Origin of the sequence: Catalinimonas locisalis (assembly GCF_038039535.1) — a bacterium.
Lineage (GTDB): Bacteria > Bacteroidota > Bacteroidia > Cytophagales > Cyclobacteriaceae > Catalinimonas.
In genome coordinates this window covers 1-15,472 of sequence record NZ_JBBPHP010000044.1, presented here as the reverse complement: position 1 = coordinate 15,472, position 15,472 = coordinate 1, and the positions used below count along the sequence as shown (strand labels likewise).

Annotated in this window: 15 protein-coding genes; 11 read left to right on the top strand and 4 right to left on the bottom strand. The window is 40.4% G+C overall.

What is annotated here, in order from left to right; translation table 11 throughout:
• The first annotated feature begins 166 nt into the window (after positions 1-166).
• The 3 genes from WJR50_RS28890 (at position 167) to WJR50_RS28880 (ending at position 3,318) form a co-directional block, all read left to right on the top strand.
• Positions 167-373, top strand: a complete 207-nt coding sequence (locus WJR50_RS28890) for a twin-arginine translocase TatA/TatE family subunit (protein WP_277476720.1) — start codon at positions 167-169, stop codon at positions 371-373.
• Positions 374-382: 9 nt separating this feature from the next.
• Positions 383-1,810: an Asp-tRNA(Asn)/Glu-tRNA(Gln) amidotransferase subunit GatA gene (gene gatA, locus WJR50_RS28885; protein ID WP_341296805.1), complete on the top strand. Its 1,428-nt coding sequence runs from the start codon at positions 383-385 to the stop codon at positions 1,808-1,810.
• Positions 1,811-1,929: 119 nt separating this feature from the next.
• Complete coding sequence (locus WJR50_RS28880) at positions 1,930-3,318, top strand: lytic transglycosylase domain-containing protein (protein ID WP_341296804.1); 1,389 nt, start codon at positions 1,930-1,932, stop codon at positions 3,316-3,318.
• A gap of 88 nt (positions 3,319-3,406) precedes the next feature.
• On the opposite strand, the gene WJR50_RS28875 is transcribed toward WJR50_RS28880, so the two are convergent.
• Positions 3,407-3,571, bottom strand: a complete 165-nt coding sequence (locus tag WJR50_RS28875) for a hypothetical protein (RefSeq protein WP_341296803.1) — start codon at positions 3,569-3,571, stop codon at positions 3,407-3,409.
• Here WJR50_RS28875 and WJR50_RS28870 point away from each other — a divergent pair.
• On the top strand, positions 3,570-4,550 hold the full coding sequence (locus WJR50_RS28870) for a DUF4837 family protein (RefSeq protein WP_341296802.1): 981 nt from the start codon (positions 3,570-3,572) through the stop codon (positions 4,548-4,550). The two genes, WJR50_RS28875 and WJR50_RS28870, sit on opposite strands and share 2 nt — an antisense overlap.
• 93 nt (positions 4,551-4,643) lie before the next feature.
• Positions 4,644-6,947, top strand: a complete 2,304-nt coding sequence (locus tag WJR50_RS28865) for an NADP-dependent malic enzyme (RefSeq protein WP_341296801.1) — start codon at positions 4,644-4,646, stop codon at positions 6,945-6,947.
• 30 nt (positions 6,948-6,977) lie between these two features.
• Here the strand turns inward: WJR50_RS28865 and WJR50_RS28860 are convergent, their stop codons facing one another.
• Together WJR50_RS28860 and truA are read right to left on the bottom strand one after the other, a co-directional pair.
• Entirely contained in the window at positions 6,978-8,741 is a 1,764-nt protein-coding gene (locus tag WJR50_RS28860; protein ID WP_341296800.1) for an ABC transporter ATP-binding protein, read from the bottom strand.
• Between the two features lie 50 nt (positions 8,742-8,791).
• A complete protein-coding gene (gene truA, locus WJR50_RS28855; protein ID WP_341296799.1) occupies positions 8,792-9,544 on the bottom strand; it encodes a tRNA pseudouridine(38-40) synthase TruA in 753 nt (250 codons plus the stop codon).
• A gap of 247 nt (positions 9,545-9,791) precedes the next feature.
• Between truA and WJR50_RS28850 the strand changes: the two genes are divergently transcribed.
• From WJR50_RS28850 to WJR50_RS28835, 4 genes are all read left to right on the top strand, one after another.
• Positions 9,792-10,967 carry a Na/Pi symporter gene (locus tag WJR50_RS28850; RefSeq protein ID WP_341296798.1) on the top strand — a complete coding sequence of 392 codons (1,176 nt, stop codon included), beginning with the start codon at positions 9,792-9,794 and terminating at the stop codon, positions 10,965-10,967.
• Positions 10,968-11,094: 127 nt separating this feature from the next.
• Complete coding sequence (locus WJR50_RS28845) at positions 11,095-11,454, top strand: hypothetical protein (protein WP_341296797.1); 360 nt, start codon at positions 11,095-11,097, stop codon at positions 11,452-11,454.
• Positions 11,444-12,208, top strand: coding sequence for a phosphoglycerol geranylgeranyltransferase (locus tag WJR50_RS28840; RefSeq protein ID WP_341296796.1), 765 nt, complete (start codon positions 11,444-11,446; stop codon positions 12,206-12,208). Before WJR50_RS28845 ends, WJR50_RS28840 begins: the two co-directional genes overlap by 11 nt.
• 184 nt (positions 12,209-12,392) lie before the next feature.
• A complete protein-coding gene (locus tag WJR50_RS28835) occupies positions 12,393-13,082 on the top strand; it encodes a DNA-binding domain-containing protein (RefSeq protein ID WP_341296795.1) in 690 nt (229 codons plus the stop codon).
• Positions 13,083-13,795: 713 nt separating this feature from the next.
• On the opposite strand, the gene WJR50_RS28830 is transcribed toward WJR50_RS28835, so the two are convergent.
• Positions 13,796-14,221, bottom strand: coding sequence for a hypothetical protein (locus WJR50_RS28830; RefSeq protein ID WP_341296794.1), 426 nt, complete (start codon positions 14,219-14,221; stop codon positions 13,796-13,798).
• A 404-nt stretch (positions 14,222-14,625) separates the two neighbouring features.
• Here WJR50_RS28830 and WJR50_RS28825 point away from each other — a divergent pair, with 404 nt between their 5' ends.
• Both WJR50_RS28825 and WJR50_RS28820 read left to right on the top strand, forming a co-directional pair.
• Positions 14,626-14,751 (top strand): hypothetical protein, encoded by a 126-nt coding sequence (locus WJR50_RS28825; protein ID WP_341296793.1) that lies wholly within the window; start codon positions 14,626-14,628, stop codon positions 14,749-14,751.
• A 66-nt stretch (positions 14,752-14,817) separates the two neighbouring features.
• Positions 14,818-15,402, top strand: coding sequence for a hypothetical protein (locus WJR50_RS28820; protein WP_341296792.1), 585 nt, complete (start codon positions 14,818-14,820; stop codon positions 15,400-15,402).
• Positions 15,403-15,472 lie beyond the last annotated feature (70 nt).

The following is a 15,472-nucleotide window of genomic DNA, read 5'->3' as shown; positions in this document are numbered from 1 at the left end:
TTTTATCGCCTTTCTGAGACAAATATTGAATTGTACTGGCATGTTTGAACGAACTTTTTTTACATTGCCAACCTTTGATTATTAACAGATAACTTTTGCGCGGCGGATATATTGGGTATATTTACATGCTCGTGAAAGCTTTTTCACATTTTAAAAAATTGACTCTATGCACACTACATTAGCATTTGTTGGCGGACTTGGAGGATGGGAGATTCTTCTTATCGTATTGGTTTTAGTAATTTTCTTTGGTGCGAAGAAAATTCCTGAATTAGCCCGTGGTATGGGACGTGGTATCCGTGAATTTAAAGATGCCACCAAAGAAATTAAAGACGAAATAGAAGACAATTCTCACAACACCACAGCCAGCAAATAATCTAATACCTTGAAAGATTTACGGTCTTTCAGCCGCATACAACAGTATTTGGTTGAGGGGGTACTTACCTGTGAGGAGATCGTAAGGGAGTACCTGAAAAATATTCAGGAGCAAAAACATCTGAACGTTTTCCTGGAGGTGTATGCAGATGAAGCTTTACAGCACGCCAGAAAAATAGACCTGAAAATTAAAGATGGAACCGCTGGGCGTCTTGCAGGCATGGTAATCGGCCTGAAAGATATCCTGTGCTATCAGGATCATAAATTACAGGCGAGTAGTAAAATTCTTGATGGCTTTCATTCTCAGTTTACAGGTACGGCTATCCAGCGCTTATTGGAAGAAGACGCTATTATCATTGGTAGGCAAAATTGTGATGAATTTGCAATGGGGTCTTCCAATGAGAATTCTGCATACGGAGTAACCCGTAATGCAGCAGACACTTCGGCCGTGCCAGGCGGTTCTTCAGGTGCATCAGCGGTATCTGTTCAAGCCAATCTTTGCACAGTCGCTCTGGGTTCTGACACCGGAGGATCGGTGAGGCAACCTGCTGCTTTCTGCGGAGTAGTCGGGTTAAAACCTACCTATTCACGCATCTCGCGTTATGGTCTTTTAGCCTATGCATCTTCTTTTGATACCATTGGTATTTTCACTAACAATATTGAAGACAATGCCCTGCTGCTAGAAATAATCGCTGGAAAAGACGAGTATGACAGCACAGTGTATCAGGGAGAAGTACCTGCTTACACACAGCAACTTGGATTTGAGAAAAAGAAAGTAAAAGTAGCCTATATAGAAGAGACACTTGATAATGACGGTCTCAACGGTGAAGTGCGGGAGCAAACGGAAAAAGCCATTAGGTTTCTTAAAGAAGATGGACATCAGGTAGAAGCAGTACATTTTTCAATGCTGGACTATCTGCTGCCTACTTATTATATCCTCACCATGGCAGAAGCTTCCTCCAATCTTTCCCGATTTGATGGAGTGAAATATGGATATCGTAATAAGGAAGCCCATAATCTGGAGGCTATGTATAAAAAAAGCCGTTCTGAGGCTTTTGGTGAAGAGGTAAAACGGCGTATAATGCTAGGTACTTTTGTACTGAGTGCTAGTTATTACGACGCTTATTATACCAAAGCTCAAAAGGTAAGGCGATTAATACGGGATGCTACCCTAAAAATTCTTGAAGATTACGAATTCATAGTATTACCCACTACACCTACTACTGCTTTTAAAATTGGGGAGACGAATACTCCTCTAGAAATGTATTTGGCTGATTTATTTACTGTGCAAGCTTCTATCGCAGGTGTACCTGCGATTTCAATACCTAATGGAGAAGATCATACAGGCTTACCAATTGGCTTACAAATCATGAGTGGTAATTTTCAGGAAGATAAGTTATTTGCATTTTCTAAATATATTTTAGATAATTTGGCTTAAATGCAATGCTTGATTGCTAAAAACGTTTTAAATATCCCAACTTTTTTCGTATTTTGTATAGATTTTGTATGAAGCAAATCAAGGTTTTAGATATCAAGTAAAGCTAAATCAGTAAGGCAATGTCAAAAAATGTGGGAATTCTATTTGTCACACTTTGTATGGTGACAATTTTATCGGTAAGTGAAGAAGCAACTGCAGTTACAAACGACCCTATAGACTCTGTGGGTACCGGTTTGTATGAACCTGCTTATGATTATGAATATATTCCCGATGCTTCCTACGAACTTGTTGCAGACCGCCTTGCCTGTCTGGAAACAGACATGCCATTGGTCTTTAATGAAAGAGTAAAGGCTTTTGTAGATTACTTTACCATAAAAAACAGGGAGTATACTCGTATGGTGGTTAGACGTCAAGAAGTATTTTTCCCTCTTTTTGAAAAATATTTGAAAAAGTATGGTATTCCTGAAGATTTAAAATATCTCTCTATTGTTGAATCCGGATTAAATCCTGAAGCCCGTTCTCGCGTAGGTGCAGTAGGTCTGTGGCAGTTTATGCCAAGTACAGGACGCATGTACGGACTAAGCCAGGATTGGTATGTGGATGAACGAATGAATCCGGAAAAGTCTACTGAAGCGGCCTGTAAATACTTGAAGCAGCTTTATAATATGTTTGACGATTGGGAGTTGGCGCTCGCTGCATATAATACCGGACCAGGTAATGTGCGCAAAGCAATACGCCGCTCCGGTTATAAAAGAGATTTCTGGTCAATCTATAATTACCTGCCTCGCGAAACAAGAAGTTATGTTCCTCAATTTGTTGCGGTATTATATACACTTAATTATTTGGATGAGCATAACCTAAGAGAAGAAGTTCCTGAGTATATGATAGCTTCAGATACCCTTTGGGTAAGTCAGTTTGTAAGTTTAAAAGCCTTAGGAGAACAAATCAATGTTTGTGAAGAAGACCTGACAAGACTTAACCCTGAATTGAAAAGAGGTGCGGTTCCTGAGACTGCCAAAAATTATCCTCTCTTAATTCCTTCTGATACTTATGATTTCATCGCAGCAAATACTTCTGCTATTCTTGACTCTGCCGGTAAGCAGGAGTTAAAGGAACAGATGGATTATGTAGTACGCAATACTCCTGGAAATACTTATAATAAAGAGAAAGTTTATTATCGGGTGCGTAGCGGTGATGTTTTGGGCGTAATTGCTGAGCGTCATGGAGTGCGCTTGTCAGACTTGCGCACTTGGAATAATATCAGCGGAAGCCGTATTTATGCTGGCCAAAAACTAGCAATATGGGTTCATCCATCTTCTAATCAAATTGCGTCATCAGGTTCCTCCACAGCAATTCCAGATAGCAAAGTGCATCTAGTGCAACCAGGAGATTCCCTTTGGGAAATTTCCCGTCGCTACCAGGGGTTGAGTGTGGACAGAATCAAACAGCTTAACAATTTGACAACCAACAAAATAACTCCAGGGCAAAAACTTATCATTGGACGATAAGAAAATTTCTTTTCACACAACTTGAAAAAGAAATTTGGTGTTATACAAGGTGAAAAAAACAGTTTATTGTATTTTAAGCTTGTAAACATCAAAATTGAGTTATTGTGAATAAAGCGAAATTACCGACATACATATCAATTCTTTTCTTTTCATGTCTTGTATTTGTACTGATATCCTGTGGTGAAGGAGGAAATTCTTCTTCTAGTACATTGCCCACAGCCAGAGGAGCATCCGGTGAAGTAATATTGGTCATGGACTCTGCACTTTGGCAAGGAGAGTTGGGCGATGAGCTACGCCAGACCTTCTTGAAAGCTATGCCAGGTTTGCCACAGGCTGAACCCTATTTTTCAGTCAAGTATGTAGATCCATTCAAACTGAACAAAGTACTGCGTAATGCGAAAAATATGCTTTTTGTAGCTACTCTGGATAATCAAAGTAATGCAGGTAGAAAAATGCGTAGCTTTTTTACTAAGTCTTCAGTAGAAAGAATTGAAGAAGATCCCAACATTTATCAGTTCAGTAAAAAAGATCAGTTCGCCCGAGGCCAGGAAGTACTCTTTTTATTCGGTCAGTCTGATGAGGCATTGATTGAAAACCTCAAAGACAATCGTAAAGAGATTAGGAATCACTTCCATGAAGTTGAAATTGATAGAATACAATCTGATCTATACAAAGTAAATGAAAAGAGAAGGTTAAACCGTACTTTTCTACAAGAAAAAGGTTTTTATCTCAGAGTGCCTTTTGGTTATGAAAAAGTACCACTAAATGATACTACTGATAACTTTATTTGGATTCGTAATCTGGGAGATAAGGCAGATAGGAGTATATTTGTGGGGTACAAAGCTTATACTTCTGAAGAAGAATTCAAGCCAGAAAATATACTTGATTTCAGAGAAGAAATTTTTTCTAATCAGCAGATATCTGATGATAGTTCTGTCTTTATGACTCATCAAAGCTGGTCTTCCACACCTTTAGTAGAATTTGACACTGTAAGCTTTAATGGAAAATATGCTATAGAAGCCAGAGGACAATGGAAACTGAGTAATGATTCCAGGGGTGGTCCATTCTTAAGTTATACTTTTGTAGACGAAGAAAGCGGTAGGTTGTATTATATTGAAGGGTTTGTATATAGGCCTAATGAAGATAAAAGAGCTTATATCAGAGAAATAGAAGCAATCCTGAAAACCTTTAAGACTCCTTCCGAAATGAAGCAAAATCAAGCCACGAGTTAAACGTGGCTTTTTTTATGCTTTTTTCTTTCCTTGAGATTAAAAGGTAGATGTAGGAATATTTACTACTTTTACAGCACCAAAAATTGAAGAACATTGGAAGGAAAAGTACAACAATTCAGATCTATTAAGATCAGGAGGGAAGATGCCCTTAACTACCACACCCAGGGACAGCCAGGTAAGATTGAAGTGGTTCCCACCAAATTATTAAGTTCACAGATTGACCTGGCCCTGGCATATTCTCCTGGGGTAGCAGAACCCTGTAAGGAGATTGCGGCTGACAAAGAAAATGCATACAAGTATACTGCTAAAGGTAATCTGGTAGGCGTTATATCTAATGGTACAGCCGTTCTGGGACTAGGAAATATTGGTCCGGAAGCTTCTAAGCCAGTGATGGAAGGGAAAGGAGTTCTCTTCAAAAAGTTTGCTGGTATAGATGTATTTGACCTTGAGGTAGCGGTAACTGACCCTGATATTTTTGTGCAAACGGTTAAAGCGCTAGAACCTACTTTTGGCGGTATTAACCTGGAAGATATTAAGGCACCTGAATGCTTTGAGATTGAAGAGCGGCTGAAGAAAGCAATGAATATTCCTGTAATTCATGATGATCAGCATGGTACGGCCATCATTACTGGTGCGGCGCTTTTAAATGCACTGGAGGTAGTTGAGAAAGATATTTCAGAAATAAAACTTGTAGTGAGTGGAGCGGGTGCATCGGCCATTGCATGTACCAGGCTGTTTTTGCTATTGGGTGTACGCAAGGAGAATGTTGTAATGTGCGATATTGATGGTGTTCTCAAGAAAGGAAGAGAAGATCTGGATGAGATCAGGGAACATTTTGCTACAGAAAGAAATGTGAACTCCATGGCAGAAGCTTTGCAGGGGGCAGAGGTGTTTTTAGGGCTTTCAGCTGCTAATATTGTCTCTCAGGATATGATACGCTCTATGGCTGATAATCCTATTGTATTTGCATTGGCTAATCCAGATCCGGAAATCAGTTATGACCTGGCCATGGCTAGCCGTGATGATATTGTGATGGCTACCGGTCGTTCTGATCATCCCAATCAGGTGAATAATGTGTTGGGTTTTCCTTATATCTTCAGAGGTGCATTGGATGTCAGAGCCACTGCAATTAATGAGGAAATGAAGCTTGCCGCGGTAAAAGCATTGGCAAGCCTGGCCAAAGAACCTACTCCCGAGATTGTTAACAAAGCCTACAGCAGTGATAAAATTATTTTTGGTAAAGATTACCTTATTCCCAAACCTCTTGACCCACGTCTGATCACCACCATTTCACCAGCAGTAGCCAAAGCGGCTATGGATTCTGGTGTGGCAAGGACTCATATTACCGATTGGGAACATTATCATGTTGAGTTACAGCAGCGCATCGGTATAGACCAAAAACTGATGTCACAGGTGATTAGCAAAGCCAAAAAGCAGCCCAAACGTGTAGTGTTTGCTGAAGCAGAAGATCAGAAAATTTTGAAGGCTGCCCAGATACTTCAGGATGAGCAGATAGCCATTCCCATACTCCTGGGAAATAAAGAAAAAATTCAGGCGCTGATAGAAGATCATAAATTGGAACTGCCTTCCTGTGCGATCATTGACCCCTATCATGCTGATGGCGATAAGATTGATGAGTACGGAGATCTTCTTTATGAAAAGCGTAAACGTAAAGGGATGACACGCTATGAGGCTCGCCGCCTGATGCGTTCACGTAATTACTATGGCACCACTATGGTAGAGGTAGGAGAGGCAGATGCTTTTATTTCTGGTCTTACCAGTGACTACCCGAAAACCATATTACCTGCACTCAGGGTAATTGGAGTAAGTAATGAAGTAAAACGAGTAGCGGGTATGTACATCATCACTAACAAAAAAGGACCATTCTTTTTTGCGGATACCACAGTGAATGTAAACCCAACAGCCGAGGAGCTTATAGATGTTATTGGTTTGACAGCCTCATCAGTGAACTCTTTTGGTATTGAGCCTCGCATAGCGGTTTTATCTTATTCAAATTTTGGTTCCAGCAAAGGGGAAGTGCCCGCCAAGGCTGCCAAAGCGGTGGAGATGGCAAGAGAAAGATGGCCCGAACTGATCATTGAAGGAGATATACAAGCTAACACCGCGCTCAATACGGAGATGCAAAGAGAAATATATCCTTTCAGCCGTTTGGTAGATGAGGGCGCTAATACCTTTATCTTTCCTGATCTGGCTTCTGGAAATATTGCCTATAAGCTATTGATGGAAGTTGGTGGCGCGGAAGCTATTGGCCCAATCCTGCTGGGGATGAACCGTCCGGTACATATCCTGCAGCAGGGAAGTACTATTCGTGAGATTGTGAATATGGTAGCCATTGCAGTACTGGATGCCCAGGCTTTTGAACGGATAAGAGTTTGATTAATGATTAAATAAATTGGGAGGTAGAGGTTATACTACCTCCTTATACTGCATACGGTGAAGTTGAGCATAGTAACCTTTCAGATCCAAAAGCTCCTGATGCGTTCCTCTTTCCATAATTTCTCCATGGTCTAACACAATGATCTGGTTGGCACTCTGAATGGTAGAAAGGCGGTGAGCGATCACAATAGAAGTTCTTCCTTTCATCAATTTGGCCACCGCTTCCTGAATCAGTTCTTCAGTTTCAGTATCTACTGAGGAGGTAGCTTCATCCAGTACAATAATTTTTGGGTCATATACCATAGCCCTTACAAAAGATATCAATTGCCTTTGCCCTACCGAAAGGGTTGCGCCTCTCTCCATCACATTATAGTCCAGTCCTCCAGGTAATCTTTCAATAAACTTTCTGGCACCTACCAGGTCTGCGGCTTCCATTACTTTTTCACGGCTGATGTCCGGGTTACCCAGCGTAATATTTTTTTCTATCGTATCAGAAAAAAGGAAAACATCCTGAAGCACCACCCCAATATGGTGACGCAAAAAATTGAGTTCGTACTCTTTGATCTCTACCCCATCTACCAGAATTTCTCCCCTTTTAATATCATAGAAACGGTTAAGCAGGTTGATAATGGATGATTTTCCCGCTCCGGTAGCACCTACCAGCGCCAGCGTTTCTCCTGAAGCAACCTCAAAATTTATGTCTTTCAATACATAATCACGCTCATTATAAGCGAACCACACATTGCGAAAAACTACACTGCCATGAATACGCTCAGGGGTGTAGCTGCCATTATTCGGAATGTGCTCATCACTGTCCAGGATTTTGAGGATACGAGAAGAGCTAACAATACCTAATTGAAGCGTATTGAAGCGGTCAGCAATCTGGCGAATGGGACGAAAAAACATATTGATATACATAATAAAAGCTACCAGTATACCGATAGTTACATCATCGTACAATACCCCCCGGGCACCGTACCAAACCAACAGGCCAATACCTGTAGCCTGTATTACTTCAGCTACCGGGTAATACACCGAGTAGTACATAACAGACTTGAGATGTGCCTGCTTATGTTCTTCATTAATTTCTTTAAAACGATCATACTCTACTTTTTCGCTGCCAAAAATCTGCACAATGCTCATTCCGGTGATATGCTCCTGCACAAAAGAGTTAAGGTTGGAAACAGCATTACGGACTTCGTTGAAGGCTACTTTAATTTTTTCTTTGAACACATAAGTACTGATAATGAGCAGAGGTAGTGTTGACAAACTTACCAGGGTAAGTTTCCAGTCAATGTAAAGCATCACACTTAAGATGACGACAATTTGAAGTAAGTCTCCAATAATGGCCGCTACGCCCTGGCTAAAGATATCGGACAATGTTTCAATGTCAGATACATTACGGGTTACCAAACGACCAATGGGGGTGCTATCAAAATATTTTAGTTTGAGGTTTAGCAAATGCCGATAGAGTTTGATGCGGATATCCTTGATTACATGCTGTCCCAGCCAACCAGAAAGAAAAGTATGAGAATACTGGGCAACTCCCTGGACTACCAACAGCCCTACTAAAGCGAAACTCATATACACTAGTCCCTGATAGTCACCTACCAATATGTAGCTGTCTATCGTTTTTTGAACAAGAAAGGGGAGAGCCGGAGAGAGAAAAGCAATAAGTATGGTTAGTGCTACCAGTACGTAGAAGCGGGCTTTATAGGGTTTGACAAACTTGAATATCCTGCGAAGAACATCTAAATCAATAATCTCACCACTGCTGGTTTTTTCTTTATCCATAATTACTAATACTCAAAAGCTGTTAGTAGGTTATACATTTTTCTTTTGCATTAAGAAAAAATTTCGGGAGGATAGCTCACCTGGCTCAGGTATAAACCTTCTGCTGGAACTGACCTCCCCGCTTTTTTACGATCTTTACTCTGCAATATATTTTCAAAATCTTCAAGGCTGATCTTGTGAGTGCCAATATCTAACGTAGTGCCTACTATGGCTCGTACCATATTTCTGAGAAAACGATTGGCAGAGATATGAAATACGATTCGTGAGTTGTCTTTTTTTTGCCATTCAGCCATCTCAATTTTACAAAGGTAATTTTGCTGACTGCTTCTGGATTTGCTGAAACATTCATAATCTCGCTCCTTACCAGTAGCCAGTCGTGCAGCAGCCAGGTTCATCCTTTCAAGATCAAGCTCAGGGCGGAAGTAATAACTGTAACCATACAAAAAAGGGTTTTTCTGCTGATGAATATGGTATTGGTAAGTCCGTTGCTGAGCATCAAAACGGCTATGCGCATTATCTGTAACGGGAAGCACGGCCTGAATAGAGATATCATGAGGAAGTAAAGCGTTAAATCTATACATATACTCATCAGGATTTAAATTTTGAATAGTGTCAAAATGAGCATATTGCTGTACTGCATGTACACCTGTGTCAGTACGTCCGCTGCCAGTTACGCTGATCTCTTCTCCCAGTATCTTGCTAAGCGTATCATTGATAATAGCCTGGATGCTTTTAGCATTTTTTTGAATCTGCCATCCATGATATTGAGTGCCCTTATAGCTGATTTGTAGAAAATATCGCACGGTGGTTAGTTTCTTATCATTTACGATCCGGGTATACGAATTGGTCTAAGCATGGCGTTTGTATGATGAAGTATACTACAAAAAGCTATGCAATAAAACTTCAACTTTTGAAAAGCTATTTGTCTAAAAAACAAAAACTTAACAATTGCTTCACAACAAAACTAAGTTTTATTGAAGTCTTATTCATAATTTTGCAGCTTGAACTTAAATGCGAACATAATTCGCTGATTTTTATTCATTTACCTGCTTGATCACAAATACTGGAAATAAGATTGTGTCGGCTGTCAAATTCATTGAGACAGGAGTGAAAGTAATCGAAAAAAGCAAAAAGAGGGATAGTCTGATGGTTGTTGGAAAAGTATTAATCGTCCTACTGACGGTTTTACTGTTTCTGCTCTCATTAGATATTATGGGGAATTCATTTCTGTCGTTGCGCCAAACGGCGGCAGAGACCATTCTGTCTGTTACCGCTAATCCTTTCATCGGACTTTTCATTGGGTTATTGCTCACTGCTATTATTCAGAGCAGTTCTACCAGCACAGCTATGATTGTAGCGCTGGTTGGCTCAGGGGCCTTAAGCCTTCCTTCCGCTGTACCTATCATTATGGGGGCCAACATCGGAACTACCCTTACCAGTACCATTGTATCTCTGGGCTTTATTACCAGTAAGCGGGAATTCAGAAAGGCCATCAGTGCTGGGTCCATCCATGATATTTACAACCTCATCCTTACGGTCATCCTTTTTCCACTGGAATATTATTATCAGTTTTTGTCCAATACAAGTAGCGCCATTGCTGCCTGGCTGGTAGGGCTTACTTCAGATTCCAGAATGGTAGAGCAGGCAGGTGAAGCACAAAGCTGGAGCCCCGGTGCGTACCTTACTGAAATGGTAGACAATAGTTGGCTGTTAGTTGTTCTCTCTTTTATGCTACTGTTTGCTGCCATTAAGATCATGTCTCAGATTATCTATACTTCGCTGATTGGTAAATCAAAAGATCATATGCAGGATTATATTTTTAATAATCCTTATAAGTCATTTGCCTGGGGAAGTGTCATTACTGCAGCAGTACAGTCCAGTTCTATCACTACCTCATTGATGGTGCCTTTGGTAGCGACCAGCAAAGTGTCATTGCAAAAGTCTTTTCCTTTTATCATAGGAGCCAATATCGGGACTACTGTAACAGCCTTAATAGCGGCTATTTATAAATCTGAGGCAGCGATAAGTATAGCCTTAGTTCACTTTCTTTTCAACTCATTCGGCGTACTTGTATTTCTTCCCTATAAGCCTCTACGTCGTATTCCCGGATTACTTGCCGGAAGGTTTGGAAAGCTCACTCAGCGAAACCGTTTGATCGGATTTATATACATCGTATTAATGTTCTTCCTGATTCCATTCCTGCTTATTTATTTAAACAATCGCTAGTAAAGCGGAATTCTACTCTAAAGGCTTATCTATAATTATTGATTATCTGATGGAACATGCATAACTTGCTCATCAGGAAATTTTTAATCTGGATAAGTAATTCACTTAATTTTTTATTTTTATAACTATGAGTAAAGAAACTGAATCTCTGGAAGACCAAAAAGAAAAGCTTTTTGAAGCAATCTCTCATTTACAGGAATCCCTTGATCTCGATGATGAGGATGTACAAAAAATTAAAGATTGGGGACTTGGATTATTAGTAGCAGGTATTTCTGTTTACGTGATATACAAATTGCTGAATAGTGCTTTCAAGGGCTCAAGTGTTGATATAGAAAATAAAAAAGGCCACATGCCTAAAGTAAAAATGAAGCGTAATACTTCTATATCACGTATGATAAAAGAACAAGTAGTAGTGATATTGATTGCAGTTTTCAGGAAGAAAATTATGGAGTTCCTGCGCGAGAATGAACTCATTGATGAAGACTAACATATACCGTAGCTTTTTAGACAATCAGGCAGAAGGAAAAAAAAGCTTTGCCGTACTCATTGATCCCGATAAGATTGAAGGTCAGGCCGCCTGCATGCGCATAATCAATATGGCTCTGGAGAATAAGGTAGATTATTTTCTGGTAGGAGGCAGCCTGATTACCGGGAACAACTTCGGTCAAATCGTAAGGCTCATCAAGGAGCATACAAATATTCCTGTAATCATTTTTCCGGGAAGCAGCATGCATATTGAGCCCGAAGCCGATGCCATTTTCTTTCTGTCACTCATTTCCGGAAGAAACCCTGACCTTCTGATAGGTCAGCACGTAGTAGCTGCGCCAGTATTGAAGCGTAGCAATCTGGAGGTACTATCCACCGGCTATATGTTAGTGGGTTCAGGAAACCCAACTACAGTGTCATATATGAGCAATACCATGCCGATTCCGGCAGATAAGCCCTCAGTAGCTGCCTGTACAGCGGTAGCTGGAGAAATGCTGGGACAGAAACTTATCTACATGGATGCAGGCAGCGGGGCCGAGCAGCCTATCAGTAGCAAAATGATCAATATGGTAAGAAAATCCGTAGATGTACCTTTGATTATAGGAGGAGGTATCAACAATGCCCACAAGGCTGCCCGTGCTTATGAGGCGGGTGCTGATACGATTGTGATTGGGAATGGCATAGAAAAGAATCCTGAACTCCTGGTTGAAATAGCAGAGCTTACTGCCCGATACAATCAGCAATTGAAAATATAACGTTAGGGGTTTAGGTTTTTTGAGTTCAATTAAACGCCAAACCCTAAACGCTATCACCTAATATCATACAAAAACCTACCCGGTAAGTTTTACTGTTGCTGAGTGCCCTTTACCCTTTCAAAACTACCCCAAATTTGCAGGGACTACCATCATAGTATTTAATAAAACACCAAATATATATGTGATGGTAAAATACGCTTTGTATCTTAATAAGCTTACGCCTGATCCCAATGATTATGCGGCACGGGTGGTGGAGGTAAAAACCTACTATCTGGATGATATCATCAAAATGATGATCCGTGAAGGTAAAACACTGACGGAAGAAGAGGCGCGTACTACTTATCTTGCCCTTGAAAAAGCTGTACGCGAAATCATAGAAGGTGGAGGCAATGTGAACCTTTCCATTGTAAATACCAACTTCAGCATCCGTGGTGTATTTGACTCGGAAGATGAATCCTTTACTGAGGGCAAACACTCCTTTAACGTGAATACCAATCCGGGTGAGGTGCTGACAGCGGCTGCCAGAAAGGTAAAACTCAAGCGGGTAAAGGCGAAGGAGTATAGCCCCGAGCTTAAAAAACTGGAAGACATAGGCAGTGGTGCCCTCAATAGCTTGCTTACTCCCGGCAACATGGCTTGCCTGAAAGGAAGTAACCTGAGTGTCAACCTTGAGGATGCTGAAGAAGGAATCTACCTGATCAATGACAAAAACCAGGAAACCAGAATAAGCTCTATAGGCCGTAATATGCCTTCTGAGGTCTTATTCCTGATACCTCCCGTCTTAAAGGCAGGCGTCTATGCGCTGGAAGTACGCAACCGGGGATATAGCGAAATTGTGAGTGCCCGTCTGAAATATAGCCTGACGGTCAACTAAACTTCATTACTAAGCAACAACCTGAAACCGGCCCACTGCCGGTTTTTTTATATCCAGGCCAGTTCAGATATGCGTTCTAATGATTTTACTAGCCTCCCTCGTATCGTCCGCGTCTGTGACGGGGATGAAGGAAACCAGCGATTGTATTGCCAATTACTCATATCATGAGGATGCAGAAAGAGAGATTGCTCCCCAACCCTTGGCTTTCCTCACTCTCAGAGTTCCTTGCAGGTAACTCTGAGTAAGGTTATGGAATTGTCACAGAGAACGGCTGAGGAAGGAAATACAGAAGGGCTGACAACTAGTAGTCAGTCCTTCTCACAAGTACTAGACCAGGCCTTTTCCTAGTAGTAGTCAGTCGTATTGCCTCCTGGGAGTCTGGGAGACTGGCAAGTAGTAGGCAAGCCTTATAACAAGTATTAGCCAAAGCTCCTGCTTCACCTAATCAGCCCTTTCAGCAAGGAGTAGATGCTATCCCGGCTTCACTGTAGCCCAGCCGAATCTAAAATGATGAGAAATAAATGGTATGAAAACGGTTGCGCTCAGAAGCTTATGTACAAGTTCCTGTGCAAACTTCTCATATCATAGAGGAGGGTAATGGTATAAGCAGTAAATCTTACATCAATATTGAGGAGGAGTTTTGTGCTTCTTTGTAAAAAGAGAAAGGCAGGGTTAAGAAAAGTGCTACACCTTTCCACTTGCCAATAGTAAAGCTACTCTTCATCTTTAGGAGTATTAATAGAAGTCATGAACAAATAGTAAAAGGTTTCTCCGGGAAAGCGGACAGGTCGGTCTTTTGAGTATTTTTTATACTCTCCACTGAAAACCACAAATTTTCCTATTTCCTGGTACTCTTCAGCAAGTGGTTCACAAAGAAGACCGACATCCTGGGAATCGTAACCGGAGGCTGAGCGATGAATTGCCCATTTATTTTCAAGTGAATCATAGGAAACTATTCCTATCCCGTCATTTACTTTCTTGACAGTCTCAGCCTGAGGGTTACACGATAGGGAGGTGCAATCAGCACATTCAGAGGGGTCACAGGCGATACTAGAAAGAATAATTAATAAAAATACAAGGGGAGCAGGTGTGCTTTCCAGATTTCTGTCCCGCAGTTGAAATAAGTTTCTGAGTAGCATGATACGTTGTTTTAAATTGTGATGATAATACCTCCATAAGCAAACTGGTTTATTAAAAGAATAAAACTATCTTAAGTACTTTAAGTGTATACTTGTGCAAGATCATTAGTCAATGATTATTTAACGTATTTATGAATAATATATAAGTACTTAAGGTTAAAATTTTTGTGAGGATATGCTTAAGTATATTTACAAATTGTTTTATAAGCTTCCTATTGATGTTCTTAGAATATTTTTACTAAGAGACACAAAAGCTTTGTGAAGGATTAGAATGTCCTTTTTAACAATGATTCACTGTTATTCTATTTGAGTCAACACATTCATAAATTACCACCAAACTTAATTTAAACTATGGCTCTTTTTATGTATATTTAGTAAGGGATTACCCTTAATCATATACTATTATGAAACACTTACAAAAGTTATTGATATTTTCTGCTTTATGCTTGATTCTCTCTGCCTGCTCAGAGGAAGAAGAGGGGATTGAAATCATTCATCCCGAAGGAAAACTGAAAGAAATAGTCATCTAAGATGCAGTAGATCTGGACCAGCCTGCACGTCTGGCGAAGTTTTTTTATGACACGGATACACAACTGGTGAAGGAAGAATACTATATGTATCCTGATGAGCTATATTCTTACTATGACAAAACCTATGATGAAGCAGGAAGGCTGGTTGGGCAAAGGCAGTATATACTCACTTCCGGTACTTCAAATTACCGTACTGTAGGCTATACCACTTATGAATATGATGCTGAAGGAAAGTTAATCAAACAATTCTACACAAAGGATAAAGAAGGAGACGGCAGTTGCGTGAATTATCTGTATCTGGGTGACACGGCTGAAATTGCTTTGACTTGCATGGAGAGTCTCATGGTCAAGGACTCTACTACACATATATATCATGAAAGGCAGCTTGTCCGAGAGAGCTTTTATAGTGGCAATCATGGTGTAAATAAACTATCTTTGATATATGCTTATCGTTATGAGTATGATCAGCAGGAAAGGCTAACAAAAAAATATTGGACGAATGGTATTCCCAACACCACTTCCAACCATATTGAACCGGGTGTAGCTGAGGAATACTTTTATAACGAAGCGAACCAACGCATAGAAAGCAGACGTTACGATCCATACTGGGGTTTTGGCTTGGTGGAGAAGAAAGTTTACAAGTATTATTAACTGATGTTACGCATGATTGGATTATAGTTGATTAAAGTTACGATATTAGCCAGAAAGAACCGAGCAGAAT

What these genes read in the sequence shown, in the direction of transcription:
- WJR50_RS28890 (WP_277476720.1), top strand. Translation starts at nt 167, where the DNA reads ATGCACACTACATTAGCATTTGTTGGCGGACTTGGAGGATGGGAGATT.
- WJR50_RS28880 (WP_341296804.1), top strand. Translation starts at nt 1,930, where the DNA reads ATGTCAAAAAATGTGGGAATTCTATTTGTCACACTTTGTATGGTGACA.
- WJR50_RS28870 (WP_341296802.1), top strand. Translation starts at nt 3,570, where the DNA reads ATGGACTCTGCACTTTGGCAAGGAGAGTTGGGCGATGAGCTACGCCAG.
- WJR50_RS28875 (WP_341296803.1), bottom strand. Translation starts at nt 3,571, where the DNA reads ATGACCAATATTACTTCACCGGATGCTCCTCTGGCTGTGGGCAATGTA.
- WJR50_RS28860 (WP_341296800.1), bottom strand. Translation starts at nt 8,741, where the DNA reads ATGGATAAAGAAAAAACCAGCAGTGGTGAGATTATTGATTTAGATGTT.
- WJR50_RS28845 (WP_341296797.1), top strand. Translation starts at nt 11,095, where the DNA reads ATGAGTAAAGAAACTGAATCTCTGGAAGACCAAAAAGAAAAGCTTTTT.
- WJR50_RS28840 (WP_341296796.1), top strand. Translation starts at nt 11,444, where the DNA reads ATGAAGACTAACATATACCGTAGCTTTTTAGACAATCAGGCAGAAGGA.
- WJR50_RS28835 (WP_341296795.1), top strand. Translation starts at nt 12,393, where the DNA reads ATGGTAAAATACGCTTTGTATCTTAATAAGCTTACGCCTGATCCCAAT.
- WJR50_RS28830 (WP_341296794.1), bottom strand. Translation starts at nt 14,221, where the DNA reads ATGCTACTCAGAAACTTATTTCAACTGCGGGACAGAAATCTGGAAAGC.
- WJR50_RS28825 (WP_341296793.1), top strand. Translation starts at nt 14,626, where the DNA reads ATGAAACACTTACAAAAGTTATTGATATTTTCTGCTTTATGCTTGATT.